Genomic DNA, 14441 nt, shown 5'->3' with positions numbered 1-14441 from the left:
CCCCGTCCACTCGTCCCGTCCCACTCGTGCCTGAGGAGGATCTCGTCGCCCGACCACCACACCCCCGGCGGCGGCGGGCGGCGTCGCGCCGCGCGTGGTGATCCGCGGCGGGGCCGGGCTGCGCACCGAGCGGCGCACCGTCGTCGACGAGTCCGAGCGCACCGTCACCGTCGACGACGGCACCCGCTTCTCGAAGGCCACCGGCCTCGCGTGGAGCCCCGCGACCCTGGACACCGCCGACCTGGAGGCCGCCCCCGCTCGCGTGGTGACCGAGGGCCACCCGGAGTTCGAGCAGCTGTGGGCCGACGCCGGGCTGAGCGCGTTCACCGACAACGACCACGCGGCCTACGTCGAGGGCCGGATCGCGGCCAACCGGCTCGCCCGCCGCGGGGGCGTCCACGACCACTACGACGTCGCCGCCATCATCGACGAGCTGGCCGCCATCCACCCGGACCTCGAGGCCGTCCCCGAGGACCTGTTCTGGGCCGTCGTCGACAAGCACACCCGGGACGAGGGCCGGGACCTCACGCCGTGACGGGGCGCCGGGCCGGCAGCGGTCCCCGCACGGCGCTGCGGGACCGGACGCCCCCGCCTCGATGTCCTTTGTGACGCGGCCGCCGCCGGTCCGGTATATGCTTTTGCAAACACCGTTGCCGGCGTGCCTCCCCCCGCGTGCCGCGAATCCAGGAGCCCCCCATGCCCCGTCGTGTCCTGCTGTCCGCCGCCGCCGTGGCCTCCGTCGTCTCGCTGGTCCTCACCCCGGCCGCCGAGGCGGCCAAGGACCGGACGACCACGGTCGCCGGCCAGTCGAAGAAGACCGACCGGCTCACCGAGCCGACCTCCGATCCCGTCCCCGAGGCGTCCGCGGAGTCCCCCGTGTCGCCCTCGGCGGACCTGGCCGCCACCACGACGACCGTGGCGCCGTCCATGACGACCGCCGCCCTCGCCCCGGCCTCCGAACCACAGGTCCGGACCTGCCCCCTGCGTTTCGGCGTGGGCACCCCCGGCGGCCCGGCCGCCGGCGGCGAACTGGCCGAGGTCGCCTCGCTCACCGGGGAGAAGCCCTCGATCGTGCTGGGCTACAAGGACTTCCGGCAGCCCGTCCCCTACTGGGAGCTGGAGCAGGCCCGCTCCGCCGGGGCCACGACGCTGCTGACCTGGGAGCCGTGGGTCTGGGGCGGGGGGCTCGACCAGCCCGCCTACGCCCTGGACCGGATCGCCGCCGGCGACCACGACGCCTACATCACCGACTGGGCCACGCGCCTGGCGGACTGGGGCGGGCCCGTGATGCTGCGCTTCGGCCACGAGATGAACGGCAACTGGTACCCGTGGGCGGAGGGCGTCAACGGCAACGGGGCCGGCGACTACGTGGCGGCCTACCGCCACGTCCACGACATCTTCACGGCCGCCGGCGCCGACAACGTGGAGTGGGTCTGGAACCCGAACGTCCCCTACTGGGGCTCCACCCCGCTGGACGGCCTCTACCCCGGCGCCGACTACGTCGACACCGTCGCCCTGGACGGCTACAACTGGGGCACCTCGCAGAGCTGGTCGAGCTGGCAGCAGCCCTGGGAGCTCTTCGGCTGGGGCCTGGCGGAGATGCGCCGGCTGGCCCCGGGCAAGGAGATCATCGTCGCCGAGACCGCCTCCGCGGAGGCGGGGGGCTCCAAGGCGGAGTGGAACGCGCACCTGGTGTACTACCTGGCCGACCAGCCGGACGTGACCGGCCTGGTGTGGTTCCACTACGACAAGGAGGTCGACTGGCGGATCAGCTCCTCGGAGAGCTCCGCCGCGGCCCTGGCGCACCAGCTCGCCGAGCGCCCGTGCCCGTGACCGGCTGATCCGCCGGGCCGGGTGCCCCGGCGGCCGGCGCAGCGGACGGTCTCGCCGCCGGCGTCAGGACCGGAGGACCGGCGGTGCGGGCCGCTCCTCGAGACCCTCGCTCCGGCCGGCCCGTGCCGCGAGGCGCGCGTACGGCCCGCCCGCGGCCCGCAGCTGCGCGGGCGTGCCGCGCTCGACCACGCGGCCGGCGTCGAGCACGACCACCTGGTCGGCGTGCTCCACGGTGGAGAGACGATGGGCGATGGTCAGGGTGGTCCGGCCGGCCGCCAAGCGGTCCAGGGCGGCCTGCACCTGCGCCTCGGTGGTGTTGTCCAGCGCGCTGGTGGCCTCGTCGAGGACGAGCACCGGCGGATCGCGCAGCACGGTGCGGGCGATCGCCAGGCGCTGCTGCTCCCCGCCGGAGAAGCGGTGGCCCCGGGCGCCCACCAGGGTGTCCAGCCCGTCCGGCAGCCCGGCCACGGTGTCGGCGATGCGTGCGGCGCCGAGGGCCCGCCACAGGTCGGCGTCGGAGGCGTCCGGCTCGGCCAGCAGCAGGTTCTCGCGCACCGTGGCGTGGAGGAGATAGGTCTCCTGGGACACGACCCCGACGACGCGCGCGAGCTCCGCCGGATCCACGTCCCGCACGTCGGTGCCGTCGATGCTCACGCGCCCGTGGGTGGCGTCGTTGAGCCGCGGCAGCAGGGAGCCCAGCGTGCTCTTGCCCGAACCGGTGGCCCCGACCACGGCGGTGGTGGTGCCCGCGGCCAGCACCAGGTCGACGTCGTGCAGCACCTCGACCCCGTCGTCGTAGGCGAAGCGGACGCCCTCGAGCCGGACCTCTCCCCGCACCGTGCTCGGGTCCAGCGGGACAGGGGCGCCCGGGGTCGAGATCTGCGGCACGAGATCGAGGTACTCGAAGATCCGGCTGAAGAAGGCCAGGGCGGCCACCCACTGCACGCCGATGTTCAGCAGCCCCATCAGGGGCCGGAAGACCGCCCCCTGCAGGGCGGTGAACGCCACCAGGGTGCCGATGCTCATGCCCGCACCGGTGGCCGGGAACCCAGCGGCGAGGTAGACGACGGCCGGGATCGCCGCGAAGACGATCTGCATGGTGGCCATCCGCCAGCGGCCGGCCAGCTGACTGCGCAGCTCCAGGTGCACGAGCCGGTCGGAGCGGGCGGCGAAGCGGGCCGCGTCCCGGCCGGTGGTGCCGAGGGTCTTGGCGAGCCGGACCCCGGAGACGGACAGGCCCTCCTCGACCTGGGTGTGCAGCAGGGCGAGCTCGCGCTGGCGTTCGTCGGTCACCTCGCGGCGGATCAGCGCCACGCGCCGGGCCAGCCAGACGGCCGGCGGCAGGACCACCAGTGAGATCAGGCTCATCGCCGGGGACAGCGCGACCATCGCCGCGGCCGTGGCCACGGTGGTCGTGAGGTTCGAGGCCACCCCGGTGGCCGAGGTGGTGACCACCGACTGCATGCCGGAGATGTCGTGCGTGAGCCGGGACTGCACCTCCCCGCCCCGGGTCCGGGTGAAGAAGCCGAGCGACTGCGCCTGGAGGTGGGTGAACAGGTCCACGCGCAGGGCGTGCATCACCTGCTGGCCCATGGCGGTGGCGAGCCAGGTCTGCACCACGCCGAGCACGGCGGTCAGGGCGGCCACCCCGACCATCGCGGCGGTCAGCAGCAGGAGCAGGTGCGTGTCCCCCCGGGGCAGGGCCTCGTCGATGACGCCGCGGACCAGGAACGGCTGGGCCAGATTGATCACCGAGGCCGCGGTGATGAGGACCACGACCACGCCGATCGTGCCCCGGTGCGGGGCGAACAGGGCCGCGATGCGCCGCCGGCTCACGGGACGGCGGGCCAGCTGCGCCCGATCGGCGGGATCGGGCCGGGCGGCACGACCCGCGCCACCGCCGCCGAGGGGCGCTGCACCGTGCGGACCGGCCGCACCGGAGCCGCCCCCGGGACCGCGGGCGGCGGTGTGACCGGAGCCGTCACCGGCGGCACGCCCGCGCGTGGGACCGTGGGTGATGGTCATGGGATCCTCCTCCGCCAATATTGTGGAGGTTACCTCTCTATGAGGTAACCGGCAAGACCGCTAGGATGGGGCCATGCCCCACCACGACCCGGACTCCCTGGACGAGCTCCTGCTCGGCGCCTTCCGCCGGCTGCGCCGCCGGTGGGCGTCCCAGCTGGCTCCGTTCGGCCTCACCCCGCACCAGTTCCGGGCGCTCGACGCGCTCGCCGGGCCCTCCGGCTCCCGCGCCTCCGGAGACGCCGCAGACGCCGGGACGTGCGGCGGCGGGGCCGCGGGGCGGCGCGTGAAGGACCTGGCCGAGGCGCTGCGCATCGCCCCGCGCTCGGCCACCGAGGTCGTGGACCTGCTCCAGGAGAAGGGGTTGGTGGAGCGGTTCGCGGACCGCTCCGACCGGCGCGCCACCCTCGTCTGCGTGACGCCGCGCGGCGCCGCCCTGCGCGGCCGGGTCCGCGAGGCGCGGCGCCGGGAGTCCGACGAGTACTTCTCCCGGCTCGCCGCGGAGGACCGCGCCGAGCTGGAGCGGCTGCTCCGTCTGCTGGCGGCGGACGATCCCGGGTGCGCGCCCCGGAACCCGGAGGAGACGCCTAGGATCGGGAGCACCACCGTCGAGGAGAGGAACGTCACGATGACCGCCCAGCAGCCCGAGGACCGCGGCGAGGCCTTCGCCGAGCAGCAGCAGGAGGACCTGCAGGTCGTGGACGACGACACGCTGACCGACTCGACCACCGCCGACAACCGGCGCCTGGACGCCGATCCGGCCGAGGGCGGACCCGTCCCGGCCGAGGACGTCCAGGCACGGACCGGGTCCCCGGCCGACAACCAGTGACCGCGGCGCCTGCGACCGCCGGAGCACCGCCGTCGCGGTGAGCGCCCACGAGCCCAGTCCCAGGAGGCATCCGTGTCGCAGTCATCCTCCGCCCGAGGCCGGGACGAGCCCGGAGGACGAGACCTGGACGAGGAGATCCGGGCTCTGATCGCCGGCTACCAGGAGCTGCACAAGAACGACGAGCGGGTGCGCCGCATCGGCCGTCGCACCTACACCGGCCGCCCCGCCGCCGACGGCGGGACCGAGGATCGGATCCTCGAGGTGCGCGAGGAGGACATCGCCCCGGCGCTGCAGCACCAGGACCTGCGCAGGGTCTCCGCCGGGATGCTGCGCACCGAGGAGGACATGGCCGCCTACGCCGCCCGCTTCGCCCAGCGCAGCACGCCGCGCGACCCGGCGGGGAAGGACCTCGACCGGCAGGCCCACGCGGTCGACGCCGCGGGCACGCACTGGCTCCTGATGGTCGGGCAGAACCGGGACCACGGCCTGGTGGCCTGCCGGTTCGTGCGCGAGAAGGGCATCCCGCACGCCCGGGTCGTGTCCTTCACCGCCGCCCGGCTGCCGCTGCCCCTCCTGGTGGTCGAGCTGGACCCGCAGACGCGGCCGTGACCGCCCGGACCGGCCACCGCGCGACCCGCCGGGTCGCCGCGCGGTGACCGGTGCGGCGGGCAGCCCCGACCGTCCCGTGCTCGGCGGCGCGGCCGCCCCGCGCTCACGTCGTCGCGCGGGCTCCCTGACCGGAACGGTCGTCCCGCGACGCCATGAACCGGTCCACGAGCAGGGAGAGCACGGCGGCGAACACGGAGACCAGCACCACGGCGCCCGCCGCGGCGAGCAGCCCGCTGATGGCCAGCCACGGCGTCACGGCGGCCACCACCCACACGAGCACGGCGTTCACCGCCAGGGTGAGCAGCCCGAGGAGCAGCACCGAGCCCGGCTGCGGCAGCCGCGCGGTGATCAGGGGGACGAGGGCGTTGACCAGCCCGAGCAGCAGGGCCACCAGCAGGTGCGCGAGCACGCCGCCGGTCAGGGTCACCCCGGGCAGGATCCAGGCCGCCAGCTCCACGGCACCGGCCAGGACGACCCAGCGGATGAGAACGGACGTGATCATGGCGCACTCCCCGGTCGGTCCGGTCAGGACACCTCCAGTGTGCGGCGGCGGAGGCGGGCCCGGGTCACCCGCACGGGGTGATGCACGCCCGGCCCCGTCCGCGGAGCCTGGAACGGACCCGCGGCGGCCGTGGGCCGCCGGACGACGTGGAGGGTGCGATGAGCTTCTGGGACTTCCTGTGGCTGCTGCTGATCTGGACACCGCTGGCGGTGCTCTGGGGCGTGGCGCTGGCGGACATCTTCCGGCGCGACGACGTCTCCGGCGGGGCCAAGGTGCTGTGGACGATCCTCGTCCTCCTGCTGCCCCTGCTGGGCACGCTGATCTACCTGATGACGCGCTCGGCCGGCAGCACCGAGGAGGCGCGCGTCGCGACCCAACGGGCCCGCGCCGAGCCGGCGCCGCCCACCAGCGCCCAGCAGCTGACGATGCTCGCGGACCTGCGCGACCGCGGCGTCCTCACCCCGGAGGAGTTCGCCGCCGAGAAGTCGCAGCTGCTGAGCCCCCGTCCGGCGACCGCGGCCTGAGCCGCGCCGAGCTCCGCCGGGGCCGGGCGGTCACCCGGAGCGGAACCGGCGCGTCGGCGGGGCCGGGCTCGCCCCGTGCGTGGGGTGGCCCCGAAGGGAGGTCGCGCAGGCCACGCCCGCGGCCGTTCCCTTGCCCAGGGCGATCGGCACCAGCTGCAGTCCCGCGGTGATGTCCCCCGCGGCGTAGACCCCTTCGACGCTGGTGAGCTGGAACCCGTTGACGACGACCCCGCCCTCGTGGTCGAGCTCGCAGCCCAGCTCGAGCGCGAGCTCGTGGGTCGGGTGGTGGGCGTAGGAGAAGAACACCTTGTCCCCCTCCACCAGCTCGCCGCCGGCCAGCTGCACCCCCACCAGGGCCCCGGGCTCCCCGACCAGCGCCTCGGCCACCCCGTCCACCACCTGGGCACCGTGGTCGGCCAGTGCCGCCCGCTGGTCCTCCGCGAAGCACGGGTCGGCGGAGTCGGTGACGATCCGGACGGTGTCGGCCCAGTCGAGCAGCTCCGCGGCGTAGGCGGGGACCTGGTCGCCGGAGCCGAGCACGATCACCACCTGGTCCTGCGCGGCGGGCCCGTCGCACGCCGGGCAGTGGTGCACGTCCGTGCCGTAGTGGTCCTGGATGCCGGCGAGCTCCGGGACCCGGTCACGGACCCCGGTGGCCAGCACGACCCGCAGCGCGGAGACCTCCGTACCGTCCACGACGGCGCAGAACCGTCCGCTCTCGTCCTTCCGCACGGAACTGACCGTTCCGTGGTGGAGGACCACCTCGGGGTACTGCGCCAGGCCGGCCCGCGCCTCGGCCAGCAGCTGCTGCGGGGTGGCCGGGTCCCGGCCCAGCAGGCCGTGGGCGTGGTCGGCGGGCAGGTTGCGCTGCTGACCGGCGTCGACGACCAGGGTGGAGCGGCGGTAGCGGCCCAGCCAGGTGGCCGCCGACAGGCCGGCAGGTCCGCCGCCGACCACCAGCACGTCGACGGCAGGGGGCAGCTCTGGGATCATGGTTCCTCTTTCCCGGCTCCTGACGGGCACGGCGTCGCCCGTCCGGGTCCACCCTACGGAACCGGCACGGGTTGCCGGCATGCCCGTGCGGTATCGGGACAGCCGCGGGCCGGGCCGCCGGGGACGGCGACGCCCGCGGACGACGCCCCGCCGTTGGCGAGGTCGGCGACGGTCAGCTCCAGGGCCATGGGCGCCCCCTGCGCGGTGCCGCTGGAGGTCCCGAAACGGGAACGGAGGTCGCTGCGCACGATCCCGCTCTGGCCGAGCGCGTGGCACCACGCCAAGGACCGCTCCTGTGCCCGCACTGGATGGGATGTCGCGCCCCGCCGTGCGGAGCCGCGGACGCCGTGGGGCCCGAGCGCCCCGGACCGGTCAGGCGCGGTGACCGGGGCGGTGCCACGTGCGGGGGGCCACGAGCTCGAGGGCGGGCTCGAGGACCTCCACCTCACCGGCCGAGATCAGGGCGCCGGGGCTGTGCCCGTCGGCCTCGCAGCGCACCAGCACCACCATGCCCAGCTCGGCCGGCGCGTAGGGGGCGCAGAGCACGATCTCCCCCGCGCGCAGGCCCAGACCCGGCCGGTCGGCGAGCACCCGGCACCGGGACAGACCGGACACGTCGACCGCCGGCGTGGGCTCGACCGACACCCCGACGCCGATGCCCGGGGAGATCCGCACGGACTCGGTGCCGGAGGGCACGAACTCCGGATCGGCAACACTCATCAGGTGGACCTCCAGATCGTCGAACGCACCGGGACACACAACAGGTCCCGGCGCCGGGCGGGGTGCTCGACGACGCTGTCCCTCTCAGGATAGGAGCCCGCGCCGCGAACAGGAAGCAGGCTGTGGAACCTTTCACCTGGTGTTCACCGGGTCACACGGCGACCCTGCGCCGCGCACACCGGGTCACCGGGTGCGGGCGCCTGTGCCCACAAGTGGGGGCTGCCGCGGCGTCGGACGCCCGCGTAGGCTCGGCCGTGTCGGCGAGCCGCTCGCGCAGCGTGGACGGAGTCCACGCGGAGCGGCCCGACGAGGCAGGTCACGTCGGGGGGCGTGGGCCTGCCGCAGCGCAGCGCCCGTCCAGCGGCGCGCGTCGCCCGTGGCGGCCCCGCCCTGCGGCCGGGCCGCCACGGAGCCCTCCGGCCCGGCGAGCGCCGGAGCACGCGTGCGTCGTGGGCGCGATGGCAGCGGCGGGCTCAGGATCCCGCGGAGGTGATCGCGGGGTCATCGCTCAGTTCCCGGGCGATCCGCAGGGCCCAGGCCTCGATCTCTGCCCAGTCCCGGTGGTCGCCGAAGTGGCCGCCGATCCCCCGGAAGAGCAGCCCGGCCGCGCCCGGCAGCAGGTCGGGCCCGGTCACTCCCGAAAGGAGCAGGTGCCCGCGCGGACGCACGACGTCGCGCAGGGCCGCCGCCAGGCGCCGGTCCTGGGCCCGGTGCGCGGGCCTGCGGAGCAACCGCGGCAGCCCGGCCGACATCCCCACGCTGAACAGCCAGACGGGCCGGGCGAGCAGGTCGCCCCGGTGGCGGCGGACGAATCCGGTGGCCTCGGGCAGCCAGGCCTGGTGGTGGACGGCGCTGCCGAGCACCACGGCGTCGTAGCCACCGGGGTCCGTGATCCGCCCCATCCGTTCGACGTCGACCGATGCCCCCTGGCCGCGCAGCACCTCGGCGATCCGCCGGGCAATCTCCGCCGTCGATCCGTGCGCGCTGGCGTGTCCTACGAGAATCCGCATGGCCGCTCTCCTCTCCGGTGGGGGTCCAGGGTAGGGCGGCCGGGGTGCCGGTGAACACCCAGCCGCGCCCGAGGCACCGGCCAGGCGGGAATGCCACGATCGGGATGCGCCGCAGATCGTGACGCACAGCACCCCCGGAGGACCATGAGCGCCCCCGCACCGACCCCCGTTCCCACCGGCTCCCGCCGGGCCGCCCGCCCCGAGCACCGCCGCACGGCCCGGCCCGCGCTGCCCGGCATCGGCGTCGGCACGGACCCGCAGGTCCGGCCCACCGCCCCGGTCACGCCCCTCTCGCGCTACCGGGTGCGCACCGACCGGCCGGGACTGAACTTGCGGGCCGGTGAGATCGTGCTGTGCGCCGTCTACGAACCGGCGTCCCTGGGCATGGTGGTGCTGGTGCGCTGCGAGTCCGACGGTCACGCCCCCGGCGCTCTGCTGCCGGTGCGCGAGCTCGAGCTCGTCGAGCACACCGGCACGGTCGCGGGGACGATCGCCTGGTCCACCCCGGGGGTCCGCGGCTGAGCGCTGCGCCGCGGGGCGGTCAGGGGCGCCCGGGAGGACGTCCCTGCCCGGGCTCGGGAAGCTCGTGCCGTGACCGGCCGGCCGGTCGTCGACCTCGCCGGGTCAGGCCTCTGCCGCCGGTTCGGCTCGTCCCGGAGACCGCAGTCATTGTCCGGTGACGACCGGGGCCTCCATCTGCCCCGGATCTAGACTGGCGCCCATGACGGTCCTGGACGTGGGTCGCATCGTGGTAGGGATGGCGCTGCTGGTCTCGGGCGGGGAGCTGCTGGTGCGCGGAGCCTCCGCGCTGGCCGCGCGCGTGGGGCTCTCGGGCCTGGTCATCGGGCTGACCGTGGTCTCGTTCGCCACCTCGGCCCCGGAGCTGACGGTCACCGTCAGCTCCGTCCTGGGCGGGGAACCGGGACTGGCGCTGGGCAACGTGGTGGGCAGCAACATCGCCAACGTGCTCCTCGTGCTCGGGCTGACCGCCCTGCTGGCACCGGCGGCGGTCAGCCACCAGCTGCTGCGCTTCGATCTGCCCCTGCTGGTGCTGGTGTCCACGACGCTGTTGCTCGTCGCCCTGGACGGCCGGGTCGACCGCGTGGACGGCGCACTCCTGTTCGCGGCGGTGGTCGTCCACGGTGTGCTGACCGTGCTGATCGGTCGCCGCGATGCCAGGTCTCCGGCCACCCCGCACGGCCCGCCGACGGGTCGGTCGCCCGCCGGATCCGGGCCCGGGCCGACGCCGGGGGCCTCCGTCGTGCTCTCGCTGGCCCTGGTCGCGGTGGGGGTCGGGCTGCTGGTGGTCGGAGCCACGGTCCTCGTCGACGGAGCGGTCAGCATCGCCGGGGCCCTGGGGGTCAGCGGTCTCGTGATCGGGCTCACGGTCGTCGCGGTGGGGACGTCCCTGCCCGAGCTGGCCACCTCGGTCATCGCGGTGCGCCGCGGGCAGCGGGACCTCGCCGTGGGCAACGTGGTGGGCAGCTGCCTGCTGAACCTCGGGCTGGTGCTCGGGGTGCCGGCGATGCTGTTCGCCGGCGGACTGCCCGTGCCGGCGGCGGCGGTGGCCCTGGACATCCCGGTGATGCTCGCGGCCGCGGTGGCGCTGCTGCCCATCGCGTTCACCGGATTCGCCGTGGCCCGGTGGGAGGGCGGCCTGTTCCTGCTCCTGTACCTGCTCTACACCGGGTACGTGGTGCTGGAGGCCGCCGAGCACGATGCCCTGGTGGGCTTCACCGCCGTGCTGGTGTCGTTCGTGCTGCCGCTGCTGGTGCTGACCCTGGTGGCGGTGTCCGCCCACGAACTGGGACGGCGCCGGGCGCTCGACCGGCATGCCGGCGGGCCGTAGCCGGGCGGCCCCGCCACGGCGTGACGGCGCCGCGGAACCGGCGCCGCGGAACCGGCGCCGACCCCGGGGCCGGCGGAGGCCGCACCACCGGTTCATCCGTTCCGGGTGAGGCGGACAACGGGCCCGGCGGGCGATCCTGGACCCGGAGAGCCGCCGGAGCCGCCCCGGTCGACGGCGGACACCGGCGCAACGGGGGAAGGACCAGCTGTGGACCCGACGCAGAAGCCGGCCGGCGCATCGATCGTCGCGGCGCACCAGGAGCTGACGGCGTCGCTGCCGTGGCACGACGACCAGGACGTCGCCGACGCCGCCCGGGGTTTCCTGGGGGCGGTGGCGCCGGGGGTGGTCCGCGACGCCGAGGGCCGGGTGGTGTGGGACAACGACTCGTACGCGTTCCTGGGCGGCGACGCCCCGCCCACGGTTAACCCGAGCCTGTGGCGGCAGTCGCGGCTGAACGCGATGCAGGGGCTGTTCGAGGTGGTCCCCGGGCTCTACCAGGTCCGCGGGCTGGACCTGTCCAACGTCAGCTTCATCGAGGGCACGCGCGGGGTGGTCGTGCTCGACCCGCTGATCTCCGCGGAGACGGCTGCGGCCGCCCTGGGCCTGTACCGGGCCCACCGCGGGGACCGGCCGGTCACGGGGGTGGTCTACACGCACAGCCACGTCGACCACTTCGGCGGCGTCCGCGGCGTGGTGCCCCCGGACGACGCCGACTCCGGCGCCGTGCCGGTGCTGGGGCCGCAGGGGTTCACCCGGCACGCCGTGAGCGAGAACGTCTACGCCGGTGCCGCCATGGCCCGCCGGGCCGCGTACATGTACGGTGCCGCACTGCCGCGCGGGCCCCGGGGGCAGGTCGGCGCGGGCCTCGGGCAGACCACGTCGACGGGCGGCGTCGGGCTCCTCCCGCCGACCCGGGAGATCACGACGACCGGCCAGGAAGAGGTCCTCGACGGCGTGCGCATGGTGTTCCAGATGGCCCCGGACAGCGAGGCCCCGGCTGAGATGCACCTCTACCTGCCGGACCTGCACGCGCTGTGCACCGCGGAGAACGCCACGCACGTGCTGCACAACATCCTCACCATCCGCGGCGCACAGGTCCGCGACGCGCACGGCTGGGCCGGCTACCTCACCGAGGCGATCGGACTGTTCGGCGACGACCTCGAGGTCGTCTTCGCCTCCCACCACTGGCCGACCTGGGGCCGGGAGCGGGCGGTCTCCTTCCTCGCCCTGCAGCGCGACCTCTACGCCTATCTGCACGACCAGACCCTGCGGATGCTCAACCAGGGCCTGACCGGCCCGGAGATCGCCGAGGTCATGGTCCTGCCCCCGGCCCTGGCGAACGCCTGGCACGCCCGCGGCTACTACGGGTCCGTCAGCCACAACGTGAAGGCCGTCTATCAGCGCTACATGGGCTGGTACGACGGCAATCCAGCGCATCTGTGGCCGCACCCACCGGTCGAGGCCGCCGGCCGCTACGTGGAGTTCATGGGCGGGGCGGACGCCGTCGTCGAGAAGGCCCGGACCTCCTTCGCCGCCGGTGACCTCCGGTGGGCGGCGGAGGTGCTGAACCACGTGGTCTTCGCCCGCCCCGACCACGAGGCCGCCCGGGAGCTGCTCGCCGACACGTACGAGCAGCTCGGCTACGGCGCGGAGAACGGCACCTGGCGCTGCGCCTATCTCTCCGGCGCGCACGAGCTGCGCCACGGCACCGGTGGCACCCCGGCGAGCGCCGCCGGCGCCGACGTGCTGGCCCAGCTCACCCCCGAGCAGCTCTTCGACGCGCTCGCCGTGCGGGTCGACGGCCCCCGCTGCTGGCACGAGCACCTCGTCCTGGCGCTCGAGCTCACCGACACCGGCGCCCGCTACCGGCTGGAGCTGCGCAACGGTGTGCTCACCCACACGGTCTCCCCGCCGGGCGCCCGCGCCGATGCCGTCCTGCGCCTGCCCGCCGCGGTCCTGCCGCGCCTCGCCGCCGCGGACCCGGCCGCGCTCACCGCTGCGGGTGTCGTGGTCGACGGCGACGCCGGCGCGGTCGAGCGGCTGCTGGCGGCTCTCGACACCCCTGATCCGGGGTTCGCCATCGTCACCCCTTGACGACCGGCCCACGGCTGCTCCGGCGCAGCGGGGCACGGGCCGGCGAGCGCACGCCGCCCGCAGCCCCTCGGTCCGTGCGGCGGCACGGACGCTCCCCCGGGCGAGCCGGTCAGCCGGAGCGCAGCCCGCTGAGGCCGTTGCCGAGCAGGACGGCCCCGATGACCACCAGCACGACGGTCATCACCAGGGCGCTGTTGGCGGTCATCCACGCCTTCGCGGCCGCCAGCACCGGGTCGGCACGGTCTCCCAGCGCCACGCGGAGCAGCAGCGGTGCGGCCACCCCCAGACTGGCCACCAGCGTGAACAGCGCCAGTGCGGCCACCTGGTGGACCACCACGGACGTGGCGGTCCCGATCGCGGCCGCCCCCGAGACGACCAGCACGGCGTTCTTCGGGTTCACCGCGACCAGCAGGAAGGCCACGAGCAGGGCGCGTGCGGGGGCCATGGTGTCGACGGCCGTCATCCACCGCCCCGGCTCCGTGTCCGCCCGGGTGCGACCGCGCCACTGCTTGAGGCCCAGCAGGAGCAGGGCTGCGCCGAGCACGATGCGCAGGACCCCGGCCCACGGCGCGGGGTCGTCACGGGGCAGGCTCGTGTCGATGACCGCGAGGGTGAGGGCGGCGACCGCCCCGATCCCGGCGACCCATCCGAGCAGGAACCCGGTGACCGCGCCCCGCCGCCCGCCGGTGACGAGCATCAGCACGAGCACGGCGACGGGCATGGACGCGGCGAGCAGGCCCACCGCGATCGGCAGGCTCGCCAGTGTTGCTGCCGGCACGGCCACCTCCTGACCACCGGGGGGTGTCCTCGGGGGCGCATTCCACCCCATCCCCATCATGGACCCCCTCGGCTCCACCGATGTTCACCCGCCCGGGGTGACGCCGTGAGGACGCACGATCCCGTGACCACCTCGGCCGCGCCCGCCGGCGGTCGCTGCCGCCGCGCCGTCGTCGTCGCGGTGGGCCGCGAGGCCTTGTCGGAGCCCGGCGATAGCCTCGGAATCATGAGGAACGCCCCCACCTCTCCCCCGGACCTGCAGGGCCCGACCACCTCGACCCCGCGGTTCGAGACCGCCCGACGCAACTTCCAGCTGGCCCGCTTCGAGCTCACCTGCGCCGCCCTGCAGGAGCTGACGATCCGGGTCCGGACCCGGTACCCGCAGGCCCGGGAGCTGGTGCTGCTCTGCGACGACGTCGAGGACGGCCTCTACCTGGCCGACATCACCGACGGCAGCGGCAGGGCCCTGCCCATGAGCGGGCCGCTGCTCGACGACCGCAGCACCGCCCAGATGATCGGCAATCTGCGCGGGTGCTACCTCGCGCCCCTGCCCGGAGTCGTCCACGACCCGGTCGAGCAGTCCTTCCGCGTCGACCTCGTCCAGCACTCCACCGGTATCGCCTGCTGAGCTCCGATACTCCGTCGCGGTCCGCACACAAGATGTCGCGTTCCCTCCTGG

General features: G+C 75.1%; 15 protein-coding genes. 9 read left to right on the top strand and 6 right to left on the bottom strand.

All coding sequences use genetic code 11. From position 1 onward, the window contains the following. Positions 1 to 97: 97 nt before the first annotated feature. Positions 98 to 535: a hypothetical protein gene (locus BJF77_RS10545; protein WP_222844990.1), complete on the top strand. Its 438-nt coding sequence runs from the start codon at positions 98 to 100 to the stop codon at positions 533 to 535. Positions 536 to 696: 161 nt separating this feature from the next. Continuing rightward, positions 697 to 1833: a glycoside hydrolase family 26 protein gene (locus BJF77_RS10540; RefSeq protein WP_083665097.1), complete on the top strand. Its 1137-nt coding sequence runs from the start codon at positions 697 to 699 to the stop codon at positions 1831 to 1833. A 63-nt stretch (positions 1834 to 1896) separates the two neighbouring features. Here the strand turns inward: BJF77_RS10540 and BJF77_RS10535 are convergent, their stop codons facing one another. After that, entirely contained in the window at positions 1897 to 3858 is a 1962-nt protein-coding gene (locus BJF77_RS10535) for an ABC transporter ATP-binding protein (RefSeq protein ID WP_083665096.1), read from the bottom strand. A gap of 73 nt (positions 3859 to 3931) precedes the next feature. Here BJF77_RS10535 and BJF77_RS19500 point away from each other — a divergent pair, with 73 nt between their 5' ends. Together BJF77_RS19500 and BJF77_RS10525 are read left to right on the top strand one after the other, a co-directional pair. Continuing rightward, complete coding sequence (locus BJF77_RS19500) at positions 3932 to 4684, top strand: MarR family winged helix-turn-helix transcriptional regulator (protein ID WP_083665095.1); 753 nt, start codon at positions 3932 to 3934, stop codon at positions 4682 to 4684. A gap of 72 nt (positions 4685 to 4756) precedes the next feature. Continuing rightward, positions 4757 to 5293 carry a hypothetical protein gene (locus tag BJF77_RS10525; RefSeq protein ID WP_075872136.1) on the top strand — a complete coding sequence of 179 codons (537 nt, stop codon included), beginning with the start codon at positions 4757 to 4759 and terminating at the stop codon, positions 5291 to 5293. 103 nt (positions 5294 to 5396) lie between these two features. Here BJF77_RS10525 and BJF77_RS10520 read toward each other — a convergent pair whose 3' ends face one another. Then, on the bottom strand, positions 5397 to 5795 hold the full coding sequence (locus BJF77_RS10520; RefSeq protein WP_047804556.1) for a phage holin family protein: 399 nt from the start codon (positions 5793 to 5795) through the stop codon (positions 5397 to 5399). A gap of 158 nt (positions 5796 to 5953) precedes the next feature. On the opposite strand from BJF77_RS10520, the gene BJF77_RS10515 reads away from it, so the two are divergent. Further along, the gene (locus tag BJF77_RS10515; RefSeq protein ID WP_158041236.1) at positions 5954 to 6319 is read left to right on the top strand and encodes an SHOCT domain-containing protein; all 366 of its coding nucleotides are present in this window, start codon (positions 5954 to 5956) and stop codon (positions 6317 to 6319) included. Positions 6320 to 6349: 30 nt separating this feature from the next. On the opposite strand, the gene BJF77_RS10510 is transcribed toward BJF77_RS10515, so the two are convergent. The 3 genes from BJF77_RS10510 to BJF77_RS10495 form a co-directional block, all read right to left on the bottom strand. Then, the gene (locus BJF77_RS10510) at positions 6350 to 7312 is read right to left on the bottom strand and encodes an NAD(P)/FAD-dependent oxidoreductase (RefSeq protein WP_075872134.1); all 963 of its coding nucleotides are present in this window, start codon (positions 7310 to 7312) and stop codon (positions 6350 to 6352) included. Positions 7313 to 7684: 372 nt separating this feature from the next. After that, positions 7685 to 8032 carry a hypothetical protein gene (locus tag BJF77_RS10500; RefSeq protein WP_139318527.1) on the bottom strand — a complete coding sequence of 116 codons (348 nt, stop codon included), beginning with the start codon at positions 8030 to 8032 and terminating at the stop codon, positions 7685 to 7687. Between the two features lie 473 nt (positions 8033 to 8505). Further along, entirely contained in the window at positions 8506 to 9042 is a 537-nt protein-coding gene (locus tag BJF77_RS10495) for a flavodoxin domain-containing protein (RefSeq protein ID WP_075872132.1), read from the bottom strand. 144 nt (positions 9043 to 9186) lie between these two features. On the opposite strand from BJF77_RS10495, the gene BJF77_RS10490 reads away from it, so the two are divergent. The 3 genes from BJF77_RS10490 to BJF77_RS10480 all read left to right on the top strand — a co-directional run bounded on the left by BJF77_RS10490 (position 9187) and on the right by BJF77_RS10480 (position 12985). Beyond that, a complete protein-coding gene (locus BJF77_RS10490) occupies positions 9187 to 9564 on the top strand; it encodes a hypothetical protein (protein WP_047804550.1) in 378 nt (125 codons plus the stop codon). A gap of 199 nt (positions 9565 to 9763) precedes the next feature. Further along, complete coding sequence (locus tag BJF77_RS10485; RefSeq protein ID WP_047804549.1) at positions 9764 to 10891, top strand: calcium/sodium antiporter; 1128 nt, start codon at positions 9764 to 9766, stop codon at positions 10889 to 10891. Between the two features lie 207 nt (positions 10892 to 11098). Then, positions 11099 to 12985 carry an alkyl/aryl-sulfatase gene (locus BJF77_RS10480; RefSeq protein ID WP_075872131.1) on the top strand — a complete coding sequence of 629 codons (1887 nt, stop codon included), beginning with the start codon at positions 11099 to 11101 and terminating at the stop codon, positions 12983 to 12985. A gap of 109 nt (positions 12986 to 13094) precedes the next feature. Here BJF77_RS10480 and BJF77_RS10475 read toward each other — a convergent pair whose 3' ends face one another. Further along, positions 13095 to 13763 (bottom strand): GAP family protein, encoded by a 669-nt coding sequence (locus BJF77_RS10475; RefSeq protein WP_075872130.1) that lies wholly within the window; start codon positions 13761 to 13763, stop codon positions 13095 to 13097. Positions 13764 to 13988: 225 nt separating this feature from the next. Between BJF77_RS10475 and BJF77_RS10470 the strand changes: the two genes are divergently transcribed. After that, positions 13989 to 14390, top strand: a complete 402-nt coding sequence (locus BJF77_RS10470) for a hypothetical protein (protein ID WP_047804547.1) — start codon at positions 13989 to 13991, stop codon at positions 14388 to 14390. Positions 14391 to 14441: the final 51 nt, after the last annotated feature.

The organism is Kocuria sp. CNJ-770 (assembly GCF_001942375.1).
Taxonomy (GTDB): domain Bacteria; phylum Actinomycetota; class Actinomycetes; order Actinomycetales; family Micrococcaceae; genus Kocuria; species Kocuria oceani.
Note: the sequence above shows the minus strand (reverse complement) of the source record. Positions and strands in the feature narration are given on the sequence as shown.

Excerpts from the sequence above, each read along its gene's own strand:
- BJF77_RS10470 (WP_047804547.1), top strand. The coding sequence starts at position 13,989 with ATGAGGAACGCCCCCACCTCTCCCCCGGACCTGCAGGGCCCGACCACC.
- BJF77_RS10520 (WP_047804556.1), bottom strand. The coding sequence starts at position 5,795 with ATGATCACGTCCGTTCTCATCCGCTGGGTCGTCCTGGCCGGTGCCGTG.
- BJF77_RS10515 (WP_158041236.1), top strand. The coding sequence starts at position 5,954 with ATGAGCTTCTGGGACTTCCTGTGGCTGCTGCTGATCTGGACACCGCTG.
- BJF77_RS10495 (WP_075872132.1), bottom strand. The coding sequence starts at position 9,042 with ATGCGGATTCTCGTAGGACACGCCAGCGCGCACGGATCGACGGCGGAG.
- BJF77_RS10485 (WP_047804549.1), top strand. The coding sequence starts at position 9,764 with ATGACGGTCCTGGACGTGGGTCGCATCGTGGTAGGGATGGCGCTGCTG.
- BJF77_RS10510 (WP_075872134.1), bottom strand. The coding sequence starts at position 7,312 with ATGATCCCAGAGCTGCCCCCTGCCGTCGACGTGCTGGTGGTCGGCGGC.
- BJF77_RS10540 (WP_083665097.1), top strand. The coding sequence starts at position 697 with ATGCCCCGTCGTGTCCTGCTGTCCGCCGCCGCCGTGGCCTCCGTCGTC.
- BJF77_RS10500 (WP_139318527.1), bottom strand. The coding sequence starts at position 8,032 with ATGAGTGTTGCCGATCCGGAGTTCGTGCCCTCCGGCACCGAGTCCGTG.
- BJF77_RS19500 (WP_083665095.1), top strand. The coding sequence starts at position 3,932 with ATGCCCCACCACGACCCGGACTCCCTGGACGAGCTCCTGCTCGGCGCC.
- BJF77_RS10490 (WP_047804550.1), top strand. The coding sequence starts at position 9,187 with ATGAGCGCCCCCGCACCGACCCCCGTTCCCACCGGCTCCCGCCGGGCC.
- BJF77_RS10535 (WP_083665096.1), bottom strand. The coding sequence starts at position 3,858 with ATGACCATCACCCACGGTCCCACGCGCGGGCGTGCCGCCGGTGACGGC.